General features: G+C 64.3%; 25 protein-coding genes. 17 read left to right on the plus strand and 8 right to left on the minus strand.

Annotation, left to right across the window (positions count from 1 at the left end):
* The first annotated feature begins 60 nt into the window (after positions 1–60).
* The 9 genes from QYC26_RS02670 (at position 61) to QYC26_RS02710 (ending at position 9,129) form a co-directional block, all read left to right on the plus strand.
* Positions 61–759, plus strand: coding sequence for an endonuclease/exonuclease/phosphatase family protein (locus QYC26_RS02670; protein ID WP_317513857.1), 699 nt, complete (start codon positions 61–63; stop codon positions 757–759).
* A 50-nt stretch (positions 760–809) separates the two neighbouring features.
* A complete protein-coding gene (locus tag QYC26_RS02675; protein ID WP_317513858.1) occupies positions 810–3,158 on the plus strand; it encodes a patatin-like protein in 2,349 nt (782 codons plus the stop codon).
* 35 nt (positions 3,159–3,193) lie between these two features.
* On the plus strand, positions 3,194–3,538 hold the full coding sequence (locus QYC26_RS02680; RefSeq protein ID WP_317513859.1) for a lipopolysaccharide assembly protein LapA domain-containing protein: 345 nt from the start codon (positions 3,194–3,196) through the stop codon (positions 3,536–3,538).
* On the plus strand, positions 3,538–4,215 hold the full coding sequence (pyrF, locus tag QYC26_RS02685; protein ID WP_317513860.1) for an orotidine-5'-phosphate decarboxylase: 678 nt from the start codon (positions 3,538–3,540) through the stop codon (positions 4,213–4,215). The genes QYC26_RS02680 and pyrF overlap by 1 nt, the downstream gene beginning before the upstream one ends.
* Before the next feature lie 65 nt (positions 4,216–4,280).
* Entirely contained in the window at positions 4,281–4,925 is a 645-nt protein-coding gene (locus tag QYC26_RS02690) for a phosphoribosylanthranilate isomerase (RefSeq protein ID WP_317513861.1), read from the plus strand.
* Positions 4,922–6,133 (plus strand): tryptophan synthase subunit beta, encoded by a 1,212-nt coding sequence (trpB, locus tag QYC26_RS02695; protein ID WP_317513862.1) that lies wholly within the window; start codon positions 4,922–4,924, stop codon positions 6,131–6,133. Before QYC26_RS02690 ends, trpB begins: the two co-directional genes overlap by 4 nt.
* A complete protein-coding gene (gene trpA, locus QYC26_RS02700) occupies positions 6,130–6,948 on the plus strand; it encodes a tryptophan synthase subunit alpha (protein WP_317513863.1) in 819 nt (272 codons plus the stop codon). Before trpB ends, trpA begins: the two co-directional genes overlap by 4 nt.
* Positions 6,945–7,799 carry an acetyl-CoA carboxylase, carboxyltransferase subunit beta gene (gene accD, locus QYC26_RS02705; RefSeq protein ID WP_317513864.1) on the plus strand — a complete coding sequence of 285 codons (855 nt, stop codon included), beginning with the start codon at positions 6,945–6,947 and terminating at the stop codon, positions 7,797–7,799. Before trpA ends, accD begins: the two co-directional genes overlap by 4 nt.
* A 4-nt stretch (positions 7,800–7,803) precedes the next feature.
* Positions 7,804–9,129, plus strand: a complete 1,326-nt coding sequence (locus QYC26_RS02710; protein WP_317513865.1) for a folylpolyglutamate synthase/dihydrofolate synthase family protein — start codon at positions 7,804–7,806, stop codon at positions 9,127–9,129.
* 7 nt (positions 9,130–9,136) lie between these two features.
* On the opposite strand, the gene QYC26_RS02715 is transcribed toward QYC26_RS02710, so the two are convergent.
* Positions 9,137–9,658 carry a hypothetical protein gene (locus QYC26_RS02715; RefSeq protein ID WP_317513866.1) on the minus strand — a complete coding sequence of 174 codons (522 nt, stop codon included), beginning with the start codon at positions 9,656–9,658 and terminating at the stop codon, positions 9,137–9,139.
* A gap of 11 nt (positions 9,659–9,669) precedes the next feature.
* Complete coding sequence (locus tag QYC26_RS02720) at positions 9,670–10,203, minus strand: hypothetical protein (RefSeq protein ID WP_317513867.1); 534 nt, start codon at positions 10,201–10,203, stop codon at positions 9,670–9,672.
* On the opposite strand from QYC26_RS02720, the gene QYC26_RS02725 reads away from it, so the two are divergent.
* Together QYC26_RS02725 and QYC26_RS02730 are read left to right on the plus strand one after the other, a co-directional pair.
* Complete coding sequence (locus QYC26_RS02725; protein ID WP_411197641.1) at positions 10,150–10,653, plus strand: TetR/AcrR family transcriptional regulator; 504 nt, start codon at positions 10,150–10,152, stop codon at positions 10,651–10,653. The genes QYC26_RS02720 and QYC26_RS02725 overlap by 54 nt on opposite strands.
* A gap of 78 nt (positions 10,654–10,731) precedes the next feature.
* Entirely contained in the window at positions 10,732–11,178 is a 447-nt protein-coding gene (locus tag QYC26_RS02730) for a DUF6628 family protein (RefSeq protein ID WP_317513869.1), read from the plus strand.
* A 6-nt stretch (positions 11,179–11,184) separates the two neighbouring features.
* Here the strand turns inward: QYC26_RS02730 and QYC26_RS02735 are convergent, their stop codons facing one another.
* The gene (locus QYC26_RS02735) at positions 11,185–12,516 is read right to left on the minus strand and encodes an AmpG family muropeptide MFS transporter (RefSeq protein WP_411197642.1); all 1,332 of its coding nucleotides are present in this window, start codon (positions 12,514–12,516) and stop codon (positions 11,185–11,187) included.
* 141 nt (positions 12,517–12,657) lie between these two features.
* Here QYC26_RS02735 and QYC26_RS02740 point away from each other — a divergent pair, with 141 nt between their 5' ends.
* From QYC26_RS02740 to rsmD, 3 genes are all read left to right on the plus strand, one after another.
* The gene (locus QYC26_RS02740) at positions 12,658–13,791 is read left to right on the plus strand and encodes an aromatic ring-hydroxylating dioxygenase subunit alpha (protein WP_317513871.1); all 1,134 of its coding nucleotides are present in this window, start codon (positions 12,658–12,660) and stop codon (positions 13,789–13,791) included.
* A gap of 109 nt (positions 13,792–13,900) precedes the next feature.
* Positions 13,901–14,791: a pseudouridine synthase gene (locus QYC26_RS02745; protein WP_317513872.1), complete on the plus strand. Its 891-nt coding sequence runs from the start codon at positions 13,901–13,903 to the stop codon at positions 14,789–14,791.
* Positions 14,788–15,324: a 16S rRNA (guanine(966)-N(2))-methyltransferase RsmD gene (rsmD, locus tag QYC26_RS02750; protein WP_317513873.1), complete on the plus strand. Its 537-nt coding sequence runs from the start codon at positions 14,788–14,790 to the stop codon at positions 15,322–15,324. The genes QYC26_RS02745 and rsmD overlap by 4 nt, the downstream gene beginning before the upstream one ends.
* A 9-nt stretch (positions 15,325–15,333) precedes the next feature.
* Here rsmD and QYC26_RS02755 read toward each other — a convergent pair whose 3' ends face one another.
* The 3 genes from QYC26_RS02755 to rhtA form a co-directional block, all read right to left on the minus strand.
* A complete protein-coding gene (locus QYC26_RS02755) occupies positions 15,334–16,614 on the minus strand; it encodes an MFS transporter (RefSeq protein WP_317513874.1) in 1,281 nt (426 codons plus the stop codon).
* 98 nt (positions 16,615–16,712) lie between these two features.
* On the minus strand, positions 16,713–17,033 hold the full coding sequence (locus QYC26_RS02760) for a multidrug efflux SMR transporter (protein WP_317513875.1): 321 nt from the start codon (positions 17,031–17,033) through the stop codon (positions 16,713–16,715).
* A 114-nt stretch (positions 17,034–17,147) separates the two neighbouring features.
* The gene (rhtA, locus tag QYC26_RS02765) at positions 17,148–18,032 is read right to left on the minus strand and encodes a threonine/homoserine exporter RhtA (protein ID WP_317513876.1); all 885 of its coding nucleotides are present in this window, start codon (positions 18,030–18,032) and stop codon (positions 17,148–17,150) included.
* A gap of 109 nt (positions 18,033–18,141) precedes the next feature.
* Here rhtA and QYC26_RS02770 point away from each other — a divergent pair, with 109 nt between their 5' ends.
* The 3 genes from QYC26_RS02770 (at position 18,142) to QYC26_RS02780 (ending at position 22,049) form a co-directional block, all read left to right on the plus strand.
* Positions 18,142–20,418 (plus strand): ATP-dependent helicase, encoded by a 2,277-nt coding sequence (locus QYC26_RS02770; protein WP_317513877.1) that lies wholly within the window; start codon positions 18,142–18,144, stop codon positions 20,416–20,418.
* A 59-nt stretch (positions 20,419–20,477) separates the two neighbouring features.
* Positions 20,478–21,647 carry an aspartyl/asparaginyl beta-hydroxylase domain-containing protein gene (locus QYC26_RS02775; protein WP_317513878.1) on the plus strand — a complete coding sequence of 390 codons (1,170 nt, stop codon included), beginning with the start codon at positions 20,478–20,480 and terminating at the stop codon, positions 21,645–21,647.
* 87 nt (positions 21,648–21,734) lie between these two features.
* Positions 21,735–22,049 carry a hypothetical protein gene (locus tag QYC26_RS02780; RefSeq protein ID WP_317513879.1) on the plus strand — a complete coding sequence of 105 codons (315 nt, stop codon included), beginning with the start codon at positions 21,735–21,737 and terminating at the stop codon, positions 22,047–22,049.
* 55 nt (positions 22,050–22,104) lie between these two features.
* Here QYC26_RS02780 and QYC26_RS02785 read toward each other — a convergent pair whose 3' ends face one another.
* The gene (locus tag QYC26_RS02785) at positions 22,105–23,193 is read right to left on the minus strand and encodes a hypothetical protein (RefSeq protein WP_317513880.1); all 1,089 of its coding nucleotides are present in this window, start codon (positions 23,191–23,193) and stop codon (positions 22,105–22,107) included.
* Between the two features lie 11 nt (positions 23,194–23,204).
* Positions 23,205–24,944 (minus strand): DUF885 domain-containing protein, encoded by a 1,740-nt coding sequence (locus tag QYC26_RS02790; protein ID WP_317513881.1) that lies wholly within the window; start codon positions 24,942–24,944, stop codon positions 23,205–23,207.
* Positions 24,945–24,965: the final 21 nt, after the last annotated feature.

Here is a 24,965-nt window from a genome sequence, read left to right on the forward strand (position 1 = left end):
CGGAGAGAAGCCACGCCTTAACGCGTTACAGCAGCACCAGACGCAGGACGCGGGAAAAACATGCTCGTTGTGGCCAGTTACAATATCCGCAAGGCCATCGGCACCGACCGGCGCCGCAAGCCCGACCGCACGCTCGACGTGCTGCGCGAGGTGAATGCCGACATCATCGCCTTGCAGGAGGCCGATCGCCGCTTCGGCACCCGCGCGGGCGTGATCCCTTTGGAAATGCTGGCAGAGCATAGCGACTATCAGGCCGTTCCCTTCGACATGCGGACGCACAGCATGGGCTGGCACGGCAATGCCATCCTCATCCGCAAGGCCGCGCAGATCCTGCACCGGGAAGTGATCCACCTGCCCGCGCTGGAACCGCGCGGTGCGGTGATGGCGGAAATCCGCCTCCACGGCCTGAAATACCGCATCGTCGGAATGCACCTCGATCTGTCGGGCCTGTGGCGGCGGCGGCAGGCGCGCGCGGTGATCGCGCATCTTGAGGCCTGTTCTGCCCGTCCGATGCCGACGATCCTGATGGGCGACCTCAACGAATGGAGCCGGATGAGCGGCTGCCTTCACGATTTTTCGCGCCATTTCAGCTTTGCCGATTGCGGCAAGAGTTTCCATGCGCAGCGCCCGATCGCGACGCTTGACCGGATCATGGTGTCCGAACAGCTGCGCATAGCCGAAGCTGGCGTGCATATCAGCACCGCCGCGCGGCGAGCATCTGATCATCTGCCCGTCTGGGCGCGGCTGAAACCCGCCTGAGGGGTCGCGATGCGCTCGACAATTCCGCCCCCCAATGCCAGTCTAAGCGCATGAGGGAAAAGGAATTGCGGCTGGCGTTGGTCTGTTATGGCGGCATCAGCCTTGCGGTCTACATGCACGGCATCACCAAGGAAATCTGGCGACTGGTGCATGCCAGCCGCGATTTCCACGACGGCGCGCCGGAGACGGAGGGCAGCCGCAAGCTCTACCGCGAACTGCTTGAAGTGATCGAGGCGGAAACCGGCACCAAGCTGCGGATCATCGCCGACATCATCGCCGGTGCGTCCGCGGGCGGGATCAACGGCATCTTCCTTGCCCAGGCGATCACTTCCGGCCAGTCGCTCGATCCGCTGACCGATCTCTGGCTCGACTGCGCCGATGTTGAGAAACTGCTGGCGCCCGACGCCCGCCCCCTCTCCCGCTTCTCGAAATTCTGGGCGCAGCCGCTGGTGTGGATGGCGGCGGGCAAGAGCGGCACGGTGGAGCGGACCGTGGAGCCGGGCACGCGCGATGAAGTACGGCACAAGCTGTCCAGCTTCATCCGGTCCCGCTGGTTCGAGCCGCCCTTTGGCGGCGCGGGCTTCACCCACCTGCTGCTCGACGCACTCGACGCGATGCGCAACGCACCGCGTGGCCCGCGCCTGCTCCCCGCCGACCAGCCGCTCGACCTGTTCGTGACCGTGACCGATTATCGCGGGCATCCGGAACGCCTGCGCCTGAACAGCCCGCCCGAGGTGGTGGAGACCGAACACCGGCTGGTGATCGATTTTTCCAGCCGCGAACATTCAGCCTCCGGCCTTGGCGAGACGCCCGAACTGGCCTTTGCCGCGCGAGCGACCGCGAGTTTCCCCGGCGCCTTTCCGCCCTTCACGGTGAGCGAACTCGATCAGGTGCTGGAAGAACGCGACGCAAGCTGGCCGGGGCGAAAACCCTTCCTCACCCGCATATTGCCCCGCCAAAGCGCGGTCGGCATGGTCGAGAGCACCGCGCTCATAGACGGGTCGGTGCTCGCCAACGCGCCTTTCGCGCCCGCGATCAACGCGCTGAAGCGCCGGCCGGCTCGGCGGGAAGTGGATCGTCGCTTTGTCTATATCGATCCCAAACCCGGCGTCCGCAGCTTCCGGATCACATCGCCCCAGGCCGACGGCCATGGCGAAACCGCGCCCGTGTTGCCCGGCTTTTTCGGTACGATCTTCGGCGCGCTGTCCGACCTTCCCCGCACCCAGCCGATCCGCGACAATCTTGATGCGATCGAACAGCGCTCCGCGCGCATCCGGCGGATGCGCGCGATCATCGAGGCCGTTCGCCCCGAGGTGGAGGAATCGATCGAGGCGCTGTTCGGCATCACCTTGTTCCTCGATCGCCCCACGCCCGTCCGGCTCGCAGGCTGGCGCGCCAAGGCACAGGACCGCGCCGCCAAAACAGCAGGGCACGCCTATCCGGCCTATGGCCATCTGAAATTGTCGGGCGTGGTGGAGGAAGTGTCCGCAATGCTGGCGCGCCTTGCCGGCCGCGACGATAACGCAGCGATTCAGGATGCCGTGTTGCACGCCGTGGCCACGCAAGGACTCAACCGGATCACCGGCAAGGGCAGCGGCGCCACCGACACCGCCATCGCCTTTTTCCGTGCGCATGATCTGCGCTTTCGGATCCGACGCCTGCGGCTGCTGGCGCGCCGGCTGGCGGAACTGCAGGACGAACCCGACGCGCCGCGCGCCGCACTCGATACACTCGCCAAGACCATTTATGAATGTCTTGCGCTCTATCTCGACCGCGAGCGCCCCGAATTTTTCGGCCCCGCGCTGCGCGAGGTGGCGGCGAACACCTGCACCGCGCCGCAAGACGCACTCGAAGCGCTTGCCCATGCGCGCGATCTGAAGTCGATCGACCGAATGACCGACGATCTGCTCGCGGATGGATTGGCCGGGCTTCCCAAGGCCGCGCGGCGACAGATGCTGCTCGCCTATCTCGGCTTTCCCTTTTACGACATGGCGACACTGCCTATGCTCCAGGGCGAAGGGCTGGACGAGTTCGACCCCATCAAGGTCGACCGGATATCGCCCGAAGACGCCACCTCGATTCGCGAAGGTGGCGCCGAAGCGACGCTTAAAGGCATACAGTTCAACAGCTTCGGCGCCTTTTTCAGCCGTGCCTACCGCGAAAATGATTATCTCTGGGGCCGTCTGCACGGCGTGGATCGGCTGGTCGATATCGTGGTGTCGAGCCTGCCGTCGGGGAGCGCGATGAAGGCAGGAACCGTGGCCACGATCAAGCGCCGGGCGTTTCTCGCGATCCTTGATGAGGAGGAGCCCCGGCTGCAGGCAATCCCCGAATTGTTCGCCTCGCTACGCCATGAGATTGGGCCCGATCCCTTGGCAAAGGACGCCAATCCGGAATAGTGTTGTATGCGCGCAACAATAACAGGGTCCGCTGCATGCAATTTTTGAGAACGATCTTCTGGGTGATCCTCGCCGTGATGGCGGTGATCTTCGCGGTTGGCAATTGGCACGCCGTGACGATCAACCTCTGGGGGGATGTCCAGGTCGATTCCAAGCTGCCCGTGCTGCTGTTCGGTGCGTTTCTGCTGGGGCTCGTCCCCACGCTGATCCTGTACCGCGCAACGCGGTGGCGCCTGAAACGCCGGCTGGAAATCGCCGAGCGCGCGCTGGCCGATGCCCGCGCGCAGCAGGTCGAGACGCCCGCCGTCCCCATTGCCGAGGCTGTGTCGGAAGCGCCGACGCCCGCCTATGTCCCAACCGCAGTTCCGCCCGGTGTATAATGAGCAATAACCCCATCTATGTCGCCATCGACACGCCCGAACTGGAGCGTGCGAAGCAGATCGCCAATTCCGTCCGCCATCATGTGGGTGGTATCAAGCTGGGCCTTGAATTCTTTTCGGCCAATGGCCGCGCGGGCATTCGCGAAATGGCCGCGCTCGACCTGCCGATCTTCCTCGATCTGAAGTTCCACGACATCCCCAACACCGTCGCCAAGGCGATCCAGGCACTCCGCCCGCTCGAACCCGCCATCCTGACGGTGCACGCCGCCGGGGGCCGTTCGATGCTGGAAGACGCCAAGGCCGCAGCCGCCAACGGCACCAAGGTCGTCGCGGTCACGATGCTCACCAGCCTCGACGGCAGCGACATGAAGTCGATCGGCCTGAATTCCGACCCGCATGAACAGGTTGTCCGCCTGACCGAACTGGCGCGGGAATCGGGCGTCGACGGCGTCGTGTGCTCCGGCCATGAAGTCGCCGCCGCACGCGAAATCTGGCCCGAGGGCTTCTTCGTGGTCCCCGGCGTCCGCCCGGCGGGCGCCGCCACCGGCGACCAGAAACGCATGATGACCCCGCGCGACGCGCTCGACAACGGCGCCTCGATCCTCGTCATCGGCCGTCCGATCACGCAGGCAGAGAACCCCGATCTCGCCGCGCGTGAGATCGAAGCCACGCTTTAAACGCACGACAAGCGACGCGCCGCCCGCTGCTCGGCAGCAGCGGCGCGCTTCGTAAAGGCACCGACATGTCCCGAATCACCGCCAAGATCTGCGGCCTTTCGACGCCGGAGACGCTCGACGCCGCCATTGCCGGGGGCGCAAGCCATGTCGGCTTCGTCTTCTTCGCCAAAAGCCCGCGCAATGTGGACTTCGATCAGGTCCGCGCGCTGGCGGCGCGCGTTCCCGCGCATGTCGGCAACGCGGGCGTGTTCGTCGATCCCGATGATGCCCTGATCGAAACAGCTACGGCCGCCGGGATGCTCGACGTCATCCAGCTTCACGGCAAGGAAACACCCGAACGTGCGGCCGCCATCAAGGACCGCACCGGCCGGGAAATCTGGAAGGCGCTGTCGATCCGCACGCGCGCAGACCTTGCCCCGGCAGGCGATTATCGCGGCGCAGCCGACCGGCTGCTCTATGACGCCAAGCCCCCGGTGGGCGCCGATCTGCCTGGCGGGCTCGGCCTGCGCTTCGACTGGCACCTGCTCGAAGGTTTCGTCCATCCCCTGCCCTGGGCACTGTCCGGCGGGCTCGACGCGGCAAATATTGCCGAGGCGGTTGGCATCAGCGGTGCCCGGCTGGTAGATATATCCTCCGGCGTGGAAAGCGCGCCGGGCATCAAGGATGTGGACAAGATCGCCGCATTCCTTAAAGCAACGGCCCAGCTATGAGCATCATCAACTCCCTTCGCAACCAGCCCGACGAGCACGGGCATTTCGGCCAGTTCGGTGGACGTTATGTCGCCGAGACGCTGATGCCGCTGATCCTCGATCTTGAGCGCGAATATCGCGCGGCCAAGCAGGACCCGGCATTCCAGGCCGAGTTCGACTATCTGCTGAAGCAATATGTCGGCCGTCCGAGCCCGCTCTACTTCGCCGAGCGGCTGACCGAGGAACTCGGCGGCGCGAAGGTGTATCTGAAGCGCGAGGAACTGAACCACACCGGCGCGCACAAGATCAACAACTGCATCGGCCAGATCCTGCTCGCCAAGCGCATGGGCAAAAAGCGGATCATCGCCGAAACCGGCGCTGGCCAGCACGGCGTGGCAACCGCGACGGTAGCGGCCCTGTTCGGCCTGCCCTGCACCATCTTCATGGGCGCGGTCGACGTCGCCCGCCAGCAGCCCAATGTGTTCCGCATGAAGCTGCTCGGCGCAGAGGTGCGCGCGGTGGAATCGGGTGCCAAGACGCTGAAGGATGCGATGAACGAGGCGCTGCGCGATTGGGTGGCGAATGTTCACGACACTTTCTACATCATCGGCACCGCCGCCGGCCCGCACCCCTATCCCGAACTCGTGCGCGATTTCCAATCGGTGATCGGCACCGAGGCGCGCGCGCAGATCCTGGAGGCCGAAGGCCGCCTGCCCGACATGCTGATCGCCCCCGTGGGCGGCGGATCGAACGCCATCGGGCTGTTCCATGCCTTTCTGGATGACGAGGGCATCGAGATCGTCGGCGTCGAAGCCGCTGGCGAAGGCCTTGATACCGACAAGCACGCGGCCAGCCTTGCCGGGGGCAGCCCGGGCGTGCTCCACGGCAACCGTACCTATCTGCTTCAGGACGAGGATGGCCAGATCGCCGAGGCACATTCGATTTCGGCGGGCCTCGATTATCCCGGCATCGGCCCCGAACATGCCTGGCTGCACGAAGTGGGCCGGGTGCGCTACGAACCCGTGACCGATGACGAGGCGCTGGCCAGCTTCCAGCGGCTGTGCAAGCTCGAGGGCATCATTCCCGCGCTCGAATCCGCGCATGCCCTGGCGGCCGCCGAACGCATCGTTCCGACGATGGACAAGGACAAGATCGTGATCGTCAATCTTTCCGGCCGGGGCGACAAGGATATCTTCACCGTGGCCGACGCGCTGGGAGTGCAATTGTGAGCGATCGTCTTTCCCGCGCCTTTGCCCGTTGCCGCGATGAAGGCCGCGCCGCGCTGGTAACCTTCATCACGGGCGGCGATCCGACGCCCGAGGCCACCGATAGCGTGCTCGACGCGCTGGTGGCTGGCGGTGCCGACGTGATCGAAATCGGCATGCCCTTCACCGATCCGATGGCTGATGGCCCCGCGATCCAGCGCGCCAATCTGCGCGCGCTGGCCGCCGGAACGACGACCGCCGCGATCTTCGATATCGTGCGCCGTTTCCGCAGCCGCCATGCCGACACGCCTATCGTGCTGATGGGCTATGCCAACCCCATGGTGCGCCGTGGCCCCGAATGGTTCGCCGAGACGGCGGCCGAAGCCGGTGTCGACGGCGTGATCTGCGTCGACATTCCCGCCGAGGAAGATGCCGCCCTTGGCCCGGCGCTGCGCGCAGCGGGCGTCCACCCGATCCGCCTAGCCACCCCGACCACGGACAAGGCACGGCTTCCCGCCGTCCTCGATGGTGCTGGTGGTTTCCTCTATTACGTCTCCGTCGCCGGAATCACCGGGCAGCAACAGGCCGCCCAGACATCGATCGAAACCGCCGTTGCGGCGCTGAAGGCCGGAACCACGCTTCCCGTGGCGGTCGGCTTCGGCGTTCGTGCGCCCGAACAGGCCGCTGCAATCGGCCGCGTGGCTGACGGTGTCGTCGTCGGCTCGGCGATCGTCGACATCATCGCCCAACATGGCGCAGCCGCTGGCGCGCCGGTACAGCAATTCGTCGCGTCGCTTTCCAGCGCGATCGCGACCGCAGGAAAGGAAATGGCCGCATGAGCTGGCTCGACCGCGTTCGCAACTCGCTTCCCTTCGCCGCCAAGCGCGAGACCGCCGACACGCTGTGGCACAAATGCCCGTCCTGCTCGCAGATGGTGTTCATCAAGGAATATCGCGAGAACCTGTCCGTCTGTCCGAAGTGCAACCATCACGGCCGCATCGGCCCGCAGGATCGCTTCACGCAGCTGTTCGACGATGGCAGCTGGACCCAGCTCCCCACCCCGCAGGTGGCGGACGATCCGCTTAAGTTCCGCGACTCGAAGAAGTATACGGACCGCATCAAAGCCGCGCGTTCGTCCACCGGCGATCATGACGCGCTGCTCAACGCCAGCGGTCGGCTGCTTGGTCACAAGGTGGTGATCGGCGTCCAGAATTTCGCGTTCATGGGCGGCTCGATGGGCGTGGGCGTCGGCGCGGCATTCGTCGCCGGCATCCGCAAGGCGATTGCCGAAAGCGCGCCCTATGTCATCTTCACCGCAGCGGGCGGCGCCCGCATGCAGGAAGGCATCCTCTCGCTGATGCAGATGCCGCGCACCACGGTTGCCATCGCCGAGCTGCACGAAGCGGGCCTACCCTATATCGTCGTGATGACCGATCCCACGACAGGCGGCGTCACCGCATCCTATGCCATGCTGGGCGATGTCCAGATTGCCGAACCCGGCGCGCTTATCGGCTTTGCCGGCCAGCGCGTGATCGAGAACACCATCCGCGAAAAGCTGCCCGAAGGCTTCCAGCGCGCCGAATATCTGCTCGACCACGGCATGCTGGACATGGTGGTCGAGCGCAAGGATCTGCGCGATGAACTCGGCCGCCTGATCGCCTATCTCTGCCCCGAAAAGGCAGCCGCCTGACGCCATGGCCGACAAGGCACGTTCTTCCGATCCGGCGGTCCAGAAACAGCTCGACCGCCTGACCATGCTTTCGCCCGGACGCGATGTCCTGGGGCTGGAGCGGATATCGGAACTGCTGCGTCGGCTGGGCAACCCGCAGGATCATCTGCCGCCCGTCTTCCATGTCGCGGGCACCAACGGCAAGGGTTCGACCTGCGCCTTTCTGCGCGCGGCGATCGAGGCGGCGGGCCTGCGCACCCATGTCTATTCCTCCCCGCATCTGGTGCGCTTCAACGAACGCATCCGCGTCGCGGGGCAACTGATCGATGACGCCGAACTCGCGCCGCTTCTCGCCGAAGTGCTCGACTGTTCGGAAGACATCCACCCCAGCTTCTTCGAAGCGACCACGGCAGCGGCCTTTCTGGCCTTCACCCGCACGCCGGCCGAGGCCTGCATTATCGAGGTGGGGCTTGGCGGCCGTTTGGACGCGACGAACATCATCCCCGCCCCCGTGGTGTGCGGGATCGCACAACTGGGTGTCGATCATCAGGCATTTCTGGGCGAAACCGAGGTAGAGATCGCGGGCGAGAAAGCCGGCATCGCCAAGCCCGGCGTCCCGCTCGTCACCATGGCCTATAGCGCGCCGCTGACCGAACGGATCGCTGAAGTAGCGGACAGCGCCGGCGCCCCGGTGTTTCGCCGTGGCCTGACCTGGGACGCGACGATCTACGCAAACCGGCTGCATTACCGCGACGACAAGGGCAAGTTCGATGCTCCCCTCCCGCGTCTGCCCGGCGAACATCAGGTTACCAATGCCGGGCTCGCCTTTGCAATGCTGCGCCATCAGAACGCCGTCGCGATCCCCGAAACCGCGCTGAAGGCGGCAACCGGCTGGGCGCAGTGGCCTGCGCGTCTCCACCATCTTTCGCCAGGCCCACTGACCGCGCTGCTGCCCGAGGGCACCGAATTGTGGCTCGACGGAGGGCACAACCCGGCGGCGGGTGAATCGATCTCCGGCTATTTCCGCGAGCATCTGAAGGGGCGGACGCTCCACATCGTGCTCGGCATGCTGGAGAATAAGGACCCGATGGGGCTGCTCGCCCATTTCGGGGGGCTTGCCGCAACGGTGCACAGCGTGCCCGTGCCGGATCATGCGCACCACAACCCCGAAACACTGGCTGCGATGGCCGCGCGGATCGGGGCGCAGGGGATTGCCGCGCGCGATGTGCGCGATGCTCTGATGCAGATTTCCGAGCAGTTGGACCCGATCGAGCCGGCAGCCGTGCTGATCCTCGGATCTCTCTATTTGGCGGGTGAAGTCCTGACCGCCAACGACCAGTTGCCCGAATAACCCGACTTTACGGAAAGCTGGTCCGCACGCGCGGATTCATCCGGCCTACCCAGGCCCAGAACGCATCGCTGAGAATCGCCAGCATGTCCGCAACCGCCGGTGAATGGATCGACAGGCGGATATCGGCGACCTTGCGCAGGAACAGCTTCGCGCTCGCCGCCGTGACAGGCAACCGCGGCATTGCACTTTCACGCACCTGATACAGGTAGATGTTGGGCGATGCGCCCAGCGCCTCCGTACAGCGCCGACGGTACAGGGCACGCAGTTCGCCTTCGGGGTCGATGCGATTAATCTGCCGGTTCAATATCCAGCGTGAAAGCCAGCGATCCGGCTCGGTCGTCGTTGCGTTGACGATGCCGACATGAACGGACCAGAGCACGAACGCCGCGCATTCGCGCTGAAGCGACGGCGTCGGGGCAATGCCGTGGGCATCAAGGCACGCAGCAACCCTGCCCTGCAATTGCGCCATGCTGCCCGGGATCAGCGGCGCATAGTGCCGGCCGCTCCGGCTGAGGTCGAACCAGCCCATGGCAAGCCCGCTCAGAAACGCGGCAGGCCGGCCACGTCGTCGGTTTTGGCGAGCTTGTAATATCCCCGCCGGGACCAAAGCCCCGCACCGACCGTGAAGCGCCCGCTTGCCGCCTCGAGCATCACGAATTCGCCCGGGCGGCCAAAGGCATCGGCAATGGCTTCACGCGCGGCGCGCACCGCGCCCTCCATGTCGGGCGCTTCGAGCGCAACCGATTCATTCGGGTCGTTTTCTTGCATGCGGATGTCGAGACGAAAGACGGTCAAGTCATGCTCCGAAAAAGGAAGCTGGCGGAATTTAATCAACAATTGTTGATTAATCATCCCCCCTGTGGCAGTCAACGGGCCAATGAAAGTCTGGCCATGAAAAATTCGGACGATCCGGGCCGCCGCAAAAGAGGGCGTCCGAAGCGTGAGCTGGCACCACCGCCAGGCGCTATCCTGAACGCCGCCCTGCGCGCCTTCGCACATGACGGTTTCGAGGGATCGAGCCTGAGGAGCATAGCCGCCGACGCAGGAGTCGACGTGGCGCTCGCCTCCCGCCAATTTGGCTCCAAGCTCGACCTTTGGAAAGCGACGGTCGACGCACTTTCGGAACGCATGGTCGATACCCAGGCCGAAATCGCCGCCCTCCACCGCGACGGTGCACCGATTGCTGAGCGCCTGCGCTCCGCACTCAGGCATTTCATCGCCTTCAGCATGGCGGTGCCCGAACTCGGCAAGTTCTTCATCGACGAGACCGCCAAGGCCGGCGAACGTCGCGATTATGTGCTGGCGCGGATCTGGCAGCCGCACCTTGACGTGATGCGGCCCCTGCTCGAGGAGGGCTTGCGCGCCGGGATCGTGCGCGGGCGCGATGCCGAGCTGCTGCTGCTCATGCTGATCGGCGCCGTGGCGATGCCGCTGCTGATGACCGACCTAGTGCCGCACGGCAGCGAAAGCGAGATGATGGAGGCATTGCAGGCGCATGTCACGGCGCTGTTTCTGATCGACTGAACGCACCCATTCATTATTGATATTGACTTGCAATAGTGATGCAAGCCACCATCACCTTCCAAGCCGAAGGGATGACTCATGCACGACAGCGCCGAACAGATTTTCGCGGATATCGCGGCTCACCCCACGCACCAGAACGGCCGTCTGCTTGTCTTTGCAATCCGGCGCATGGCCGTGGGCGGCCTGCACGATGCGCACGCGACGCATGCGGTGCTGGCGCATTTCGGGCTTGGATATAGGCGACCGCTCATCCTGATGCGCGCCATGATGGCGGAGATCGCGCGCGCATCGCAGCAGACGATCAAGATCGCGCCGTGCTGCTGCCTGCGCATGACCGGCGACGAAGCCGCCCTGCTGCAGGTGGTCGAGCAGGCATGCGGCAACCCGCACGGCGCGCACGCCATGCTTCAGAAGCTGATGGGCACCGATGCCTGCCTTGGCGTGCTCACCACCGCACAGGCGGTGGCGCAGGCCTTTCACGACTTGGGCCGCCCGCTTGCGCTGTTCGGCGCGCGCAACGTCTGACGCACATCAGGCGGAGGCTTTTTCGCCCTCGCCTTCAGCGTCACCATTCACCTTGCCCGCGCTGCCGATCGAACTGTCGATCAGGCCGCTGCGCATCATCAGCCAGAAGAGGAGGATACCGGGCACCGCCGCGAGCGTGGTGAGCAGATAGAAGTTCACATAGCCCATCGCCTCAATCAGCGCGCCCGCCGTCGTGCCGGTGAGGAAGCGGCCAATGATGCTCGCCGCCGCCGAGATCAGCGCATATTGCGAGGCGGTGAAGCGTAGGTCGGTGAGCGCGGAGAAATAGGCCACGACGGCGACGCCGCCGATGCCGCTGGCGAAATTCTCGAACCCGATCGCGCCCGCCATGCCCCAGTTGCTGTGGCCTGCCTGTGCGAGCAGCGCGAAGCTGAAATTGGAAACCGCCATCAGCACGAGGCTGAGCAGCACCGAACGCTTCATGCCAAGCCGCGCGTACAGGAAGCCGCCGATGAAGATGCCGATCAGATAGGCCCAGAATCCGACGCCGATGTCGTAGATCGCAATTTCATCGTTGGTGAAACCAAGATCGTCGAACAGCAGCCGAAAGGTGAGATTGGCGAGCGTATCGCCGATCTTGTGGACGAGGATGAAGAGCAGCACGAGCATCGCGCCCTGCCGCTTGAAGAATTCGACAAACGGCCCGGTGATCGATGCCGACAGTTCGGCCAGCCCCTTGCGCTGGCTGGCTTCGCGGTGGCGTTCGGGCTCCCCCATGAACAGCCCGGTCAGCATCGCCGGGAGTGCAAGCCCCGCACAGGCGAGATAGGCCGCCTCCCAGCCCATGCGTGAGGCGACGACAAGCGCCAGTGCCCCCGCCCCGGCAGATCCGATCCGCCAGCCATATTGCGACATGCCCGATCCCGCACCCAGCTGGCGCGGCTTGAGCAGTTCGATCCGGTAGCCGTCGATCACGATATCGAAGGTGGCTCCAGCCGCACCGACGAGGATCGCGGCATAGGCCGTCTGCAACAGACTTGTCTGCGGATCGACAAGCGCGAGGTTGATGACTGCGGCTATCACGAACACACCGGCAAGCAGCAGCCACGAAACGCGCTGCCCCAGCCGCCCGAGCACGGGAATGCGCACGCCGTCCACCACCCAGGCCCAGAGCCATTTGAGGTTGTAGACCAGAAAGGCGAGCGTGAAGGCGGTCACGGCCTTCTTGTCGATCCCGTCCTGCGCCAGCCGAGTCGTCAGCGTCGCGCCGATCATGGCGAACGGAAAGCCCGAGGATATGCCGAGGAAGAAGGACGCAATCGGCGCGGCTTCGGTATAGGGGCGCACCCCTTCGGGCAGGCGCGCGCGCCAACCCATGCTTTCCGTAGCGTTACTCATGCACACCCCCCGAAGACGCGAAATTTCGGAGAAACTAGCGGAAAATTGCGATATGCATAGAGGCAGTTGGCGGGTCGGTCGCGCCGAGGCGGCCGCCCGTCGCGAGAGGATGTGAAGGGCATGAACGCGCTTACCCCCACGCCCGGCCAATTGGCCCTTGCCGATGCGATTGCCCATGGCTGCCCACGCAAGGGCGAGGCGATGACCTTCGTCCCCGCCAGCGCCTATACCGACACGGCGCGCTTCGCGACCGAACAGACGCGCATCTTTGCCAGGCGCCCGCAGGTGATTGCGCCCTCGGCGCTCCTCCCCCAACCCAATATGGCGGTCCCGCATGACGGTTTCGGCAAGCCGCTGCTCATCGCGCGCGATGCGGACGGCAAGGCGCATGTCTTCCTGAATGTCTGCCGCCACCGGGGCACGCGGCTGGTGGAAGGCGATGATCCCGTCTGCGCCGCGCGGCTCGTCTGCCCCTATCATGCGTGGAGCTACAAGCTGGATGGCTCTCTGGTCGGCCTGCCCCGCCCCGAAAGCTTTCCCGGTTTCGACAAGGCGACGCACGGCCTGCGTGCGCTCCCCAGTTTCGAGGCCGGTGGCCTCATCTGGTTCTCGTTCGACGAAGCCGCCGATTTTGCCGAGGCAGAGACGCTCGCGCATGATTTCGACGCCTTTGCGCTCGGCCAGCAGCACCTCTTTGCCCGGCGCACGCATGATGTGCCCGCCAACTGGAAGCTGATCATGGACGCGTTCCTTGAAAGCTATCACGTCCAGCGGCTGCATGCGGGGACGATCGGCCCCTTTTTCCAGGACGGGGTGACGAGCGGCGACACGATCGGGCCGCACCAGCGCTCCGCCGTCGGGCGCGAGGCTACGGTGGCCGCGCTCGATGCCGCCGACTGGCAGGCGCTGCGCGCCTCGATCACCTTCGCCTATCAGCTGTTTCCCGCAACCGTGATCATCCTCAGCCCCGATTATGTGAACATCATGGTGCTGATGCCGCAGGCGGTGGACCGCGTGCTGGTGGAAGATTTCATGCTGATCCCCGAACCGCCCACCACCGACAAGGCGCGCGATCACTGGGAACGCAGCTGGAAGCTGCTCGATCAAGGCGTTTTCGCGGGCGAGGATTTCCGTGCCGCGGCCCTTGGCCAGAACGGACTTGCATCGGGCGCGCTCGATCGGATGACGCTGGGAACGCTCGAAACCGGCATTCGCCACTTTCACGACACGGTCGAAGCTGCTCTGACGCCGTAAACGCTTTGCATCCGGCGCAACTGGCGATAATGCGCTGATCAAATTCGCGCGCCGGGCGCCTTGTCGATATCGCCGCGCGCCGATCCTGTCTTACGTCGGAGATAAAGTCTTGGCACCGCCACCCAAAACGCCCTTCCGGGGGCCGAAAGCCAATGGTCCGCGCGGAACCGCTGCACGCCCCGGCCGCCCTGCCCGTCCAGCCCCCAATGGGCCGCGTGGCGCGGGCGCCAAGCCCGCCGCGCCCAAAAAGCCCGCCAATCCACGCCCCGAAAGCGAGCGTGACGGCAGCCGTATCGCCAAGCTGCTGGCCCGCGCCGGTGTCGCATCGCGGCGTGAAATCGAACGCATGATCACCGAAGGCCGCATCGCGCTCGATGGCAAGACGATCGACACGCCTGCAACAATCCTGAAATCGCTCCACGGCATCACGGTCGATGGCACGCCGGTGCAGCAGCCCGCGCCCGCCAAGCTGTTCCGTTTCCACAAGCCGCGCGGCGTCTTGTCCACCGAGCGCGATCCCAAGGGCCGCCCCACCATTTACGACCGGCTGCCTGCGGGGCTGCCGCGCCTGATGCCGGTCGGACGGCTCGATCTCAACACCGAGGGGCTGTTGCTCCTCACCAATGACGGCGAACTGAAGCGCCAGCTCGAACTGCCCAGCACCGGCGTCGTGCGCACCTACCGCGCACGCGCATTCGGGCAGGTTTCGCAGGAACAGCTCGAAGACCTGATCGAAGGTGTCGAGATCGACGGCATTCGCTATGGCTCGATCGACGCCAATCTCGAACGCCGCACGGGCGCCAATACCTGGATCGAACTCAAGCTGACCGAAGGCAAGAACCGCGAAGTCCGCCGCGTGCTCGAATATCTGGGGCTTGAGGTCTCGCGCCTGATCCGCACCAGCTACGGCCCCTTCGAGCTTGAGGACATGCCGGTGGGCGCGGTCGATGAAATTCGTCGCCACGACGTGATCACTTTCCGCAACACGCTGAAATCATGAGAATCGTTTCCGGCGAATGGCGCGGGCGCCCGTTAAAGGCGCCCGAGGGCAAGGCAACCCGTCCGACGAGCGACCGCACGCGCGAAGCACTGTTTTCGATGCTCGTAAGCCGGTTGGGGGATTTTGAGGGGCTGCAGGTCGCCGATCTCTTCGCCGGAACGGGCGCGCTGGGCCTGGAAGCGCTGTCGCGCGGCGCGGCGCACTGCACCTTTGTCGAAACCGATCGGCAGGCGGTGACCGCGCTCAACGCCAATATCGACGCGCTGAAGGCGAGCCATCGCACCAGCGTGCGAACCACCTCCGCCGCCGCCTTTACCGGCGGGCCGTTCGATCTGGTGATGATGGACCCGCCCTATGGCAAGGGGCTGGGGCAACAGGCGCTGAACCGGTTGGTCGAAAGCGGCTCGCTGGCCGCCGGCGCGCTGGTCAGCCTTGAAACCGGCGTAGGCGAAGAAATTTCGGCCCCGGCGCTGACGCTCGAGGCCGAAAAAAAATACGGCAAGGCGCGGCTCCTGCTGTTCCGCGCGGGCTGAGCCTGAGGCTCAGCCCCGTCCGCGCAGCGTGATGATCGCGATCAGGCTGACGAGCGCGGCCACGGCGAGATAGACGCCAACCCAACCAAGCCCGCCCTGATCGGCAAGCGCCTGCGCCGCCACCGGGGTCAGCGCCCCGCCGATGATGCCGCCGACATTGAAGGCGATCGACGATCCCGTATAGCGCACCCGCGCCGGGAATAGCCCCGGAAGCCAGGCGCCAAGCGGACCGTAGACAAAACCCATCACCAGAAGCGCGAACGACAGAAAGGCCCAGATCGCAAGCAGCGATCCGCTGGCGAGCGCGGGCGCGAGCAGCATCCCGGTCAGGATCGCGCCCACACAGCCCCAGCCGAGCACCCGGCCCGCGCTGGTGAGATCGGCGAACCAGCCCGACAGCGCGATGCCGAGTGCCATGAACAGGATCGCGGCGAGCTGCACGCCCAGAAACGCCTCGCGGTCATAGCCAAGCGAGGTCGTGCCATAGCCAAGCGCAAAGGCCGTGGTGAGATAGAAGATTGCAAAGCAGACGACCGCACCGAAGGTGCCACCCAGCGTTTCGCGCCAATGATCACGGAAAAGCTCCGCCATCGGCACCGAAGGCGGGGGGCCTTCTTCCATCGCCTCGGCAAAGGCGGGGGTTTCAGTGAGCTTCAGCCGCACCCAAAGGCCAAGGCCGACAAGGATGATCGAGGCGAGGAACGGCAGGCGCCAGCCCCAGGCTTCAAACTGTTCGGGCGTCAACACCATGCCAAGGATCAGGAACAGGCCGTTCGCGGCGATGAAGCCCACCGGCGCACCGAGCTGCGGTACCATGCCGAAGCGCCCACGCCAGCCCGGCGGCGCGTTTTCGACCGCGAGCAGGGCCGCCCCGCCCCATTCGCCGCCAAGGCCAAAGCCCTGGCCGAAACGCAGAACGCACAAAAGCAGCGGCGCCCACCAGCCGATCGACTGATAGGTGGGAAGGAAGGCGACAAGCAGCGTCGATCCGCCCATCAGCATCAGCGAGGCGACGAGCGTCGACTTGCGTCCGATCCGGTCGCCGAAATGGCCGAACACGCTGGCGCCGAGCGGACGCGCGATAAAGGCAACGCTGAGGCTGGCATAGGCGGCGAGCAGTTGCACCGACTTGGATTCCGCCGGGAAGAAGAGCGGGCCGAACACCAGCGCCGCCGCCGTCGCATAGATGTAAAAGTCGTAGAATTCGACCGAGGTGCCGACCAGACTGGCCAGCAGCACCCTGCGGTTCGAAGGCGCCTCAGCCCCTGCATTGATTGCACCCGTCGCCATCGTTCCTCCCTTGCTGGCCTGCCCTTAGCTCCGGCCCCGCCATTTTCGAAAGGGAATTTCTGAATTTTTGCGGCGAGCGCAATCTTGATCGCGCGTCATCAGCTCTGGGCGAACAATTTTGTGCCCACCACGCCGCAGACGATCATCGCCATGAACAGCATCTGCACCGTGCCGACACGCTCGCCGAACAGGATCGCCCCGCCGATGATGACGCCCACCGCGCCAAGCCCGGTCCAGATCGCATAAGCGGTGCCCGCCGATATGCCCTTCATCGCCAGCGACAACAGCCACATATTGACGAAGGAAAGCCCGATCGGAACGGCGGCGGCCGCAAATGTTTGCTGCACCTGCGCCCATTTCAGGCTGAGCGCCCAGATGATTTCGGTGACAACGGCAACAGCCAGGATAACCCATGCCATGGGGGAACGGCCCTTTCACGAAAACGGGCTCGTTCGATCCGGTGCAGCCGGAAACCCGAAAGAGGCGGCACCGCCAATCGCCTTAGACAGCGGTCATCGGCCGGTCAATTCGCCTTAGTCCGGCATCGCCGTCGCCTGCGCCGGGGCGATGGTGAGCGCCGCGCCGAGCGATGCTGCAATGATCGCGCCGATCGCCCCCCATTGCACCACGCTCAGCCGTTCGCCCAGAAACACCAGCCCCGAAAGCGCACCGATCGCCGGCTCCATGCTCATCAGCGTGCCGAATACGCGCGTGGGCAGACGGGTAAGCGCGATCATTTCCAGCGTATAGGGAAAGGCAGACGACAGGATGGCAACCGCCAGCCCCATCGGCAGCACCGCCGGATCAAGCAGCGCCGTACCGGCATGGGCGACGCCGATGGGCACGATCAGCACCGCCGCCACCAGTGACCCCCATGCCACCGTGCGCGTGCCATGATCCGCCCCCGCCTTTTGCCCGAAGACGATGTAGAGCGCCCAGCAGGCGCCCGCCGCCAGCGCGAACAGCGCGCCCACCGGATCGACGCCGTGCGCGCTGTCCCCGATCGGCAGCAGCAAGGCGATGCCGCCAAGCGCGAGCAATACCCAGAGGAAATCGACCGGCCGCCGCGATCCAAGAATGGCCACCGCAAGCGGCCCGGTGAATTCCAGCGCAACCGCGATGCCCAGCGGCACCGTGCGGAGCGCCATGTAGAAAAGCAGGTTCATCCCGCCAAGCGATGCGCCGTACAGGATGATCGGCCACCAGCCGCCCCGCGCAGGCATGTTGCGCCACGGCCGTGTCAGCACCAGCAGGATGGCCGCAGCAAAGAACAGGCGAAGCGCCGTCATCCCGGCCGGGCCCACCAATGGAAACATGCCCTTGGCGAACGATGCGCCGCTCTGGATCGAAACCATCGCGACGATCAGCAGCGCAATCGGGAACGCCACCTGTGCAAGCGCGCTTTTGCCCTGGTTCATGATGCGGGCGAGTCGAGGCGGAACTGGATCATGCCCGGGGCATCCGGGAGGCGTGGATTGCAGTCAAGCGCCATTGCCCTGGCGGCATTCGTTCCCTAACTGTTCACGCATGAGTCTTCCCGTCCCCTCGCCCGACCAAATGCCCTATCTTACCGGCCTCAACGATCCGCAGCGCGAAGCCGTGCTGACGAGCGAAGGGCCTGTGCTGGTGCTGGCGGGGGCCGGCACTGGCAAGACGGCGGCGCTCACCGCGCGGCTGGCGCACCTCATCTACACGCGCAAGGCATGGCCATCGGAAATTCTGGCGGTCACCTTCACCAACAAGGCCGCGCGCGAGATGAAGGAACGCGTCGGCCGGCTTGTGGGCGACGCGGTTGAAGGCATGCCGTGGCTCGGCACCTTTCACGCGATCGGCGCCAAGATGCTGCGGCGGCATGCCGAACTGGTCGGGCTGCAGACCAATTTCACCATTCTCGACACCGACGATCAGTTGCGCGTGATGAAGCAGCTGATCGCCGCGGCCGACCTCGATGAAAAGCGCTGGCCCGCCCGGCAGCTGGCCGGGCTGATCGATAGCTGGAAGAACAAGGGGCTGACGCCCGCCGATATCGATGCGGGCGACAGCGAGATGTTCGCCAATGGCCGCGGGCGCGAACTTTATGCGCTGTATCAGGAACGGCTGCGCGCGCTCAACGCATGCGACTTCGGCGATCTGTTGCTCCATATGCTCACCATCCTGAAGCGCGACCGCCAAGTGCTCGAGCAGTATCAGGAACGGTTCAAATATATCCTGGTCGACGAATATCAGGACACCAACGCCGTCCAATATCTCTGGCTCCGCCTGCTGGCGCAGCGGCGCAAGAACATCTGCTGCGTGGGTGACGACGATCAGTCGATCTATTCCTGGCGCGGCGCGCAGGTGGAAAACATCCTTAAGTTCGAAAAGGATTTCCCCGGCGCCGCGATCATCCGGCTCGAACAGAATTACCGCTCCACCCCGCACATCCTTGGCGCGGCATCGGGCCTCATCGCCCATAATGGCGGCCGGCTGGGCAAGCAGCTGTGGACCGAAACCGACGCGGGCGAGAAGATTTCGGTTCTGGGTGTGTGGGATGGCCCCGAAGAGGCGCGCCGCGTGGGCGACGAGATCGAGGCGCATCAGCGCCGCGGCGGCTCGCTCGACGATATCGCCATCCTCGTCCGCGCCCAGCATCAGACGCGCGAATTCGAAGACCGGTTCATCTCGATCGGCATGCCCTACCGCATCGTCGGCGGCTTCCGCTTCTATGAGCGGCAGGAAATCCGCGATGCGCTTGCCTATTTGCGGCTGGTCAACCAGCCGGCGGACGATCTGGCGTTCGAACGGATCGTCAACGTCCCCAAGCGCGGGCTGGGCGACAAGGCACTGGCCAAAATCCATATGCTGGCGCGAATGGAGGAAATTCCGCTCGCGCTGGCGGCAACGCGCATCCTCGACACCGACGAGCTCACCCCGCAGGCGCGGCGCGCTCTCGGCGGTTTCATTGGGGATGTCATGCGCTGGCGCGACATGGCGAACGACCTGCCCCATGCCGAACTGGCCCGCCAGATCCTCGATGAATCGGGCTATACCGCGATGTGGCAGGCCGAAAAATCGAGCGACGCGGCCGGGCGGCTTGAAAACCTCACCGAACTTGTCCGCGCGATGGAAGAATATGAAACGTTGGGCGCGTTCCTCGAACATGTCAGCCTGGTGATGGACAATGACGCCGCCGCCGAGGACACCAAGGTGACGGTGATGACGATCCACGCCGCCAAGGGGCTTGAGTTCGACACCACCTTCCTTGTCGGGTGGGAAGAGGGCATTTTCCCGTCGCAGCGCTCGCTCGATGAAGGCGGCAATGCCAGCCTCGAGGAAGAACGCCGCCTCGCCTATGTCGCAATCACCCGCGCACGGCGCAAATGCGTGATCATCCACGCCGCCAACCGGCGCATCTATGGCCAATGGACCAGTTCGATCCCCTCGCGCTTTGTTGCCGAACTGCCGCCCGAACATGTCGAGGCGGAAAGCTCGCTTTCGGGCGGCGAAAGCCTGTGGCGCGCCAATTGGTCCGAACACAGCGATCCCTTTTCCAACCTGGCACGCGGCGGCGGTCGCGGGCCCGGCTGGCAGCGCGCTGCTGCAGGCGGCCAGTTCTCGACGCATCCGCAGCGCGCGGCCGAAGCACGCGCCAGCGCGGTGAGCTTTGGCAACAAGGGGCGCAGCGACATGACGCTGGGCCTGCGCGTGTTCCACCAGAAATTCGGTTACGGCATCATCGCAGAAATCGAAGGCAACAAGCTGGAAATCGATTTCGATACCTCGGGCCGCAAGCGCGTGATGGACAGTTTCGTCACGATTGCGTGACGAAACCCGGCATCGCCTGTTTCGCGGAGGATGCTTCGCGGTATAGCTAGGCGATGTCCTTGAGCCTTTCCGAAGCCGAATCCCTTGTCCGCGACGGGATCGCCGATCTGCGCGGCGGCCGCCTGACCGACGCGAAGGCGCGTTTCGAGCGTGTGATCGCCGCCGATACGAGCCTGCCCAAACCCTGGTTGCTGCTCGCACAGGCCTGCCATCATCTGGGCGACGCCAGCGGCGAGGAAGACGCGCTTGACAAGTTGCTCTTGACCGACATGCGCAACCTTGCCGGGTTGCTGATGAAAGCCGATCTGCGTGCCCGCGCCGGGGACGACCGGGCGGCATCCAGCTTTTACCGCACCGCGCTCAACGTCGCCGGGATCACGGACAATGTGCCGCAAATGCTGGTGCCCATGCTCCAGCGCGCCGAGGCCTATCTGAACAGCGCCAGCGCACGGTTCGAGGCCCATCTGGTCAATCGGCTCGGCAGCGCGGCCGTGCAGCAGTCTGGACTTGGCGGGCGCGTACGCCAGTCGGTCGATCTGCTGCTCGGCAAATCCACGCTTTATCTGCAGCAGCCGTCCTCCTTCTACTTTCCTGGCCTGCCCCAACGCCAATTTTACGAGCGCGACGAATTTCCCTGGCTCGCCGAGATCGAGGCGGCGGTTCCCGCGATGCAGGAGGAACTGCGCGCGGTACTGGCCGAAGGGCATGAGTTCACACCCTATGTCGAGGGCTCACCCGATCGCCCGCGCCCGAACAACCACCTGCTTGGCGATCCAAGCTGGGGGGCGTTCTATTTCTGGAGGAATGGCGCGCGCGTGGCCGAAAACGCCGCGCGCTGCCCACGCACTATGGCTGCGCTCGACCATGCCCCCCAGCCCATCATCACCGCGCGTTCACCCATGGCGCTCTATTCGGTGCTCAAGCCCGGCACCCATATCGCGCCGCATCATGGCATGCTCAACACGCGGCTGATCTGCCATATCCCGCTCATGGTTCCCGGCGACTGTGCGCTGCGCGTCGGCAACGAGACGCGGGCGTGGGAGGAAGGCAAGGCGCTGATCTTCGATGATTCGATCGAGCATGAGGCATGGAACCGCAGCGACAGCACCCGCGTGATCCTGTTGTTCGAGGTCTGGCGCCCGGAAATCTCGGCAGACGAGCGCGCCGAACTCGCCGCCATCTTCTCCGCGATCGACGAATATCAGGGCGTGCCCGAAGAGGCGATCTGATCACCCGGCCCGCGATATGCGGCGGCTGGCCGAGCGAATATCCATTTGCTTCTGGATATTTGCCCATGCCCCCTGCATAGCGCGCCGATGCAGCAGTTCGTCGCTCTCTATGCCCAGTTCAAGACCAGCACCGCTCAGTGGATCGGCATCACGAACGCCGAATGCCATATCCATGCGGGGCTGCTCATCTATCTGGCGTCCTCGGTCATCCTCCGAAAGCCGCTGCGCTCGCCCGTCCCGCTCCTCATCGTGATCGCGGCCGAGGCAGCCAACGAATATTTCGATCGCCTGTCGACCGGCTCGTGGCGCTGGGACGACACGGTCCACGACATATTGTTCACACTGCTCTGGCCGGCGATCCTCTTCACGCTCGCCCGGCTGCGCAAGCTGAAGTCGGGCTGATCCCCCGTCTGGCCGATCAAGCGGCTGCCCCCTTTTGCCGCTACAACGCGGAACGCTATCGCGCGGCCATGATGGGTACCGCTCCGCTCATCGCGTTTCGCTGATTTATGTCGGTCATCACAAGAATGACATCGGGCATTTCAAAATTCACGCGGTATCTGCCTCTCTTTTCAAAGCGCGGGAGGCTTCGAAACTGAGGTCGCGCCAAGCCGGTAAAGCTATATATACTGTCCGCACCAACGGCCCAGACCGTGTCTCCCGATCGCGCCAAGCCAAAGAATGGCACCGTGTTCAATATATCATCTTCCTCGCTCGCCTTCTGGACAGCCGGCTGAGGCCCCAGCGGCTTAAAATACAGCCGCCGAACATTCGTGCCGCACACCTCTACAATGCGGCCATGGGACGATATGTGAACCAACCCAATCGCCGCGACCACGCAACCTGGCTTCGACGGCGACGCGACAAGTGCATTTACCGGATCACATTCGGTATTGAGTGGACCACCGCAAAGCGCACCAGAATGATTGCTTTCGATAATTTGGACCGTCCCGTCACTGCGGCTTATACGCCTCAGCCCACCGCCCCATTCACCGTCGTTGAAACCCACCCAGATTGAATCATCGGCAATCAGAGCCGTTCCGAAAGAGAATAGCGATTTCAATTCCGGCTTCAGCCTGACTTCCCGAATCCGCTCGCCCTCCATTTCAAGCAAACGGCGATTGGTGATGAGGGAGACGCCTCCCCTATCAGACGAACAGGCAAGCGCCTCCAGCCGCTCATTTTCAACCGCGACCGACGCCATGATTTTCCACGTCGATTGCAATCGACGCTGCACCGACCATGCGCCCTTCCCCGTTTCAACCAACGTGACCAGTTGTCCATCGGATCGGCAAATTTCCAATGCCTTACCACCAAGCTCCACACGCTTTGGCAGAGCCTCATTGGGTTTCAGGGAAACAAGCGTCCCATCACTGTGCAACACCCAAAGTTGACCGTCCGCAAATACGGCGCGGCTAATATCGATCCGTTCGCCCGTGCCGCCATCCGTGTAAGCCGCCTGACGGGACAGGAAATAAGCGGCGACGGCAATGCACCCGACAACAGCAACCGCTGTTCCCAAAGCAAGCCAGGGACGGCGCAACAAACTCGGCATCCCTAAAACACCGCCCGCCCATCGCCGCCGAGCATCATCTGCCGAACGAGCGGAATGGGCGGCCCGCCATAGCCAAGGAAGCGATTGTGGAATTCCTTCCATGCCTTGCGGCCTCCATTTTGCGTGGTCCAATCGTCGCGCAGCTTGCGGATCATGAGCTTGCCGAGCGTGTAGTTCAGATAGGCCGGATCATAGGTGCCGCGCGCCGCCTGCTGGCGGGCATTGCCCTCATCCTGATAGCATTGCTCGATGAAAAGCTTGCGCGCGCCCTCCTGGCTGAGCGTGCCCGAATGCAGCCCGATCGCCGAAACGAAGCGGCAATTGCGCAGAAGCGCATTGGAGAGTTGGCCGACATGGGTTTCAGCATCGCCTTCTCCCAGCCCCGCATCCCACATCATCTCCTCGGTATAATGCGCCCAGCCCTCGGCATAGGCATAGCCAACGAACACCTTGCCAAAGAGCGACTTTGCCCGGTTGGCATGGAGGAAATTGAGGAAATGGCCCGGCCACACCTCGTGCACCGAGGTGAACAGCAGATCCTTTTCCCCCGGAATATAGGCCTGTTGCACGGCCGGGCTCCATGCCGGATCGGGCGGCGAGATATAGAAAACCGAGGGCAGGCCTTTCTCATAGGGCCCGGGAATATCGATATAGGCCGAATTCTGCCGGTTATAGGGCGGTGATTCCTCGACCAGCGCCTCTTCGGCGCCTGGGATCGAGACGATATCCTTGTCGATCAGGAACTGTTTGAGCATCGGCAACTGCCGGCGCGCGCCGGCAACCGGGCCGCCCTCGGGCTTGTCGGCATTCAGCTTTACCATGCAGTCGGCAATGCTGGCGCCGGGCGCGAATGTGTCGCACGCCGATTTCAACGCGGCCTGATTACGGCGCAGATCAGCCCAGCCGATGCGTTCAAGTTCAGCAACCGGGGTATCGACCCGCTCGGTCGCGTATAGCATCCGCTGGAACCGGTCCTTGCCCAGCGCGAAATCCTGCGTCGCGTCCTTGCGGCCGCTTTCCAGCCAGACCGCCAGTTCCTGCATCGCCTTCGATGCAGCCCCCGCTGCCGTGTCGAATTCGCGCTGCAGTTCAGCGTTCTTGACCGATGCGAACGCCGCCTTGGCATCACCGACATAATAGCCCGCCAGCCCCTCAAAACCCGCCTTGCCGTAATCGATGAAGCTCAATGGCATCGGGGTGCGCAGATTGGCGCGGATCTGTGCCGCCGCGGCGGGCACGTTGCGTGCAAAGGCGATGAACGCCCTCATCCGCGTTTCGGCATCGGCATAGGGCCGCGCAATATAGACATTGGGGTCCAACCCGGCGCCCAGATAAAAGGCGGGGTTGTGGTGCGGCTGATCGGCATCGCTGAGCCAGAAAAGCTGCCCTTCGGCCACGGCGATCAGATAATCGCGCTCGAAGCGCTGCGGTTCGGTCAGCGCCTTGGCATCGAATTTGCGCGCATCGGCGATCGAACGCTTCAGGAAATCGGCCTGAGCGGCAAGCCCTTCGGCACTCCAGTCGGGCAGCTTGCCGTCAAACTCATGGCGCCCCTGATATACGGCGAAACCGGGGTTTTGGACGAAATAACCATCGATGAAGCGCGAGACGAAAGCATCCCATTCACGCTGGTTCAGCGCTTCAGCTTCGACATCGGCCGCGTTTCTGTTTTCAGGCGCGCAGCCTGTGGCGGCAAAAAGCGCGCAGGCCGAAGCCGCCGCCAAAAGAGCCCGTCGAACCATCGCCTCAGCCTCCCCTGTCCA

Source organism: Sphingomonas sp. C3-2 (assembly GCF_033025475.1).
Classification (GTDB): domain Bacteria; phylum Pseudomonadota; class Alphaproteobacteria; order Sphingomonadales; family Sphingomonadaceae; genus Sphingobium_A.

Bases quoted from the DNA above. Each gene is read 5' to 3' on its own strand.
- QYC26_RS02770 (WP_317513877.1), top strand. From the start codon at position 18,142: ATGAGTCTTCCCGTCCCCTCGCCCGACCAAATGCCCTATCTTACCGGC.
- rsmD (WP_317513873.1), top strand. From the start codon at position 14,788: ATGAGAATCGTTTCCGGCGAATGGCGCGGGCGCCCGTTAAAGGCGCCC.
- QYC26_RS02715 (WP_317513866.1), bottom strand. From the start codon at position 9,658: ATGGGCTGGTTCGACCTCAGCCGGAGCGGCCGGCACTATGCGCCGCTG.
- QYC26_RS02710 (WP_317513865.1), top strand. From the start codon at position 7,804: ATGGCCGACAAGGCACGTTCTTCCGATCCGGCGGTCCAGAAACAGCTC.
- QYC26_RS02760 (WP_317513875.1), bottom strand. From the start codon at position 17,033: ATGGCATGGGTTATCCTGGCTGTTGCCGTTGTCACCGAAATCATCTGG.
- QYC26_RS02790 (WP_317513881.1), bottom strand. From the start codon at position 24,944: ATGGTTCGACGGGCTCTTTTGGCGGCGGCTTCGGCCTGCGCGCTTTTT.
- accD (WP_317513864.1), top strand. From the start codon at position 6,945: ATGAGCTGGCTCGACCGCGTTCGCAACTCGCTTCCCTTCGCCGCCAAG.
- rhtA (WP_317513876.1), bottom strand. From the start codon at position 18,032: ATGAACCAGGGCAAAAGCGCGCTTGCACAGGTGGCGTTCCCGATTGCG.
- QYC26_RS02730 (WP_317513869.1), top strand. From the start codon at position 10,732: ATGCACGACAGCGCCGAACAGATTTTCGCGGATATCGCGGCTCACCCC.
- QYC26_RS02670 (WP_317513857.1), top strand. From the start codon at position 61: ATGCTCGTTGTGGCCAGTTACAATATCCGCAAGGCCATCGGCACCGAC.
- QYC26_RS02755 (WP_317513874.1), bottom strand. From the start codon at position 16,614: ATGGCGACGGGTGCAATCAATGCAGGGGCTGAGGCGCCTTCGAACCGC.
- trpB (WP_317513862.1), top strand. From the start codon at position 4,922: ATGAGCATCATCAACTCCCTTCGCAACCAGCCCGACGAGCACGGGCAT.
- QYC26_RS02780 (WP_317513879.1), top strand. From the start codon at position 21,735: ATGCAGCAGTTCGTCGCTCTCTATGCCCAGTTCAAGACCAGCACCGCT.
- QYC26_RS02675 (WP_317513858.1), top strand. From the start codon at position 810: ATGAGGGAAAAGGAATTGCGGCTGGCGTTGGTCTGTTATGGCGGCATC.
- QYC26_RS02680 (WP_317513859.1), top strand. From the start codon at position 3,194: ATGCAATTTTTGAGAACGATCTTCTGGGTGATCCTCGCCGTGATGGCG.
- QYC26_RS02690 (WP_317513861.1), top strand. From the start codon at position 4,281: ATGTCCCGAATCACCGCCAAGATCTGCGGCCTTTCGACGCCGGAGACG.
- pyrF (WP_317513860.1), top strand. From the start codon at position 3,538: ATGAGCAATAACCCCATCTATGTCGCCATCGACACGCCCGAACTGGAG.
- QYC26_RS02735 (WP_411197642.1), bottom strand. From the start codon at position 12,516: ATGGGTTGGCGCGCGCGCCTGCCCGAAGGGGTGCGCCCCTATACCGAA.
- QYC26_RS02740 (WP_317513871.1), top strand. From the start codon at position 12,658: ATGAACGCGCTTACCCCCACGCCCGGCCAATTGGCCCTTGCCGATGCG.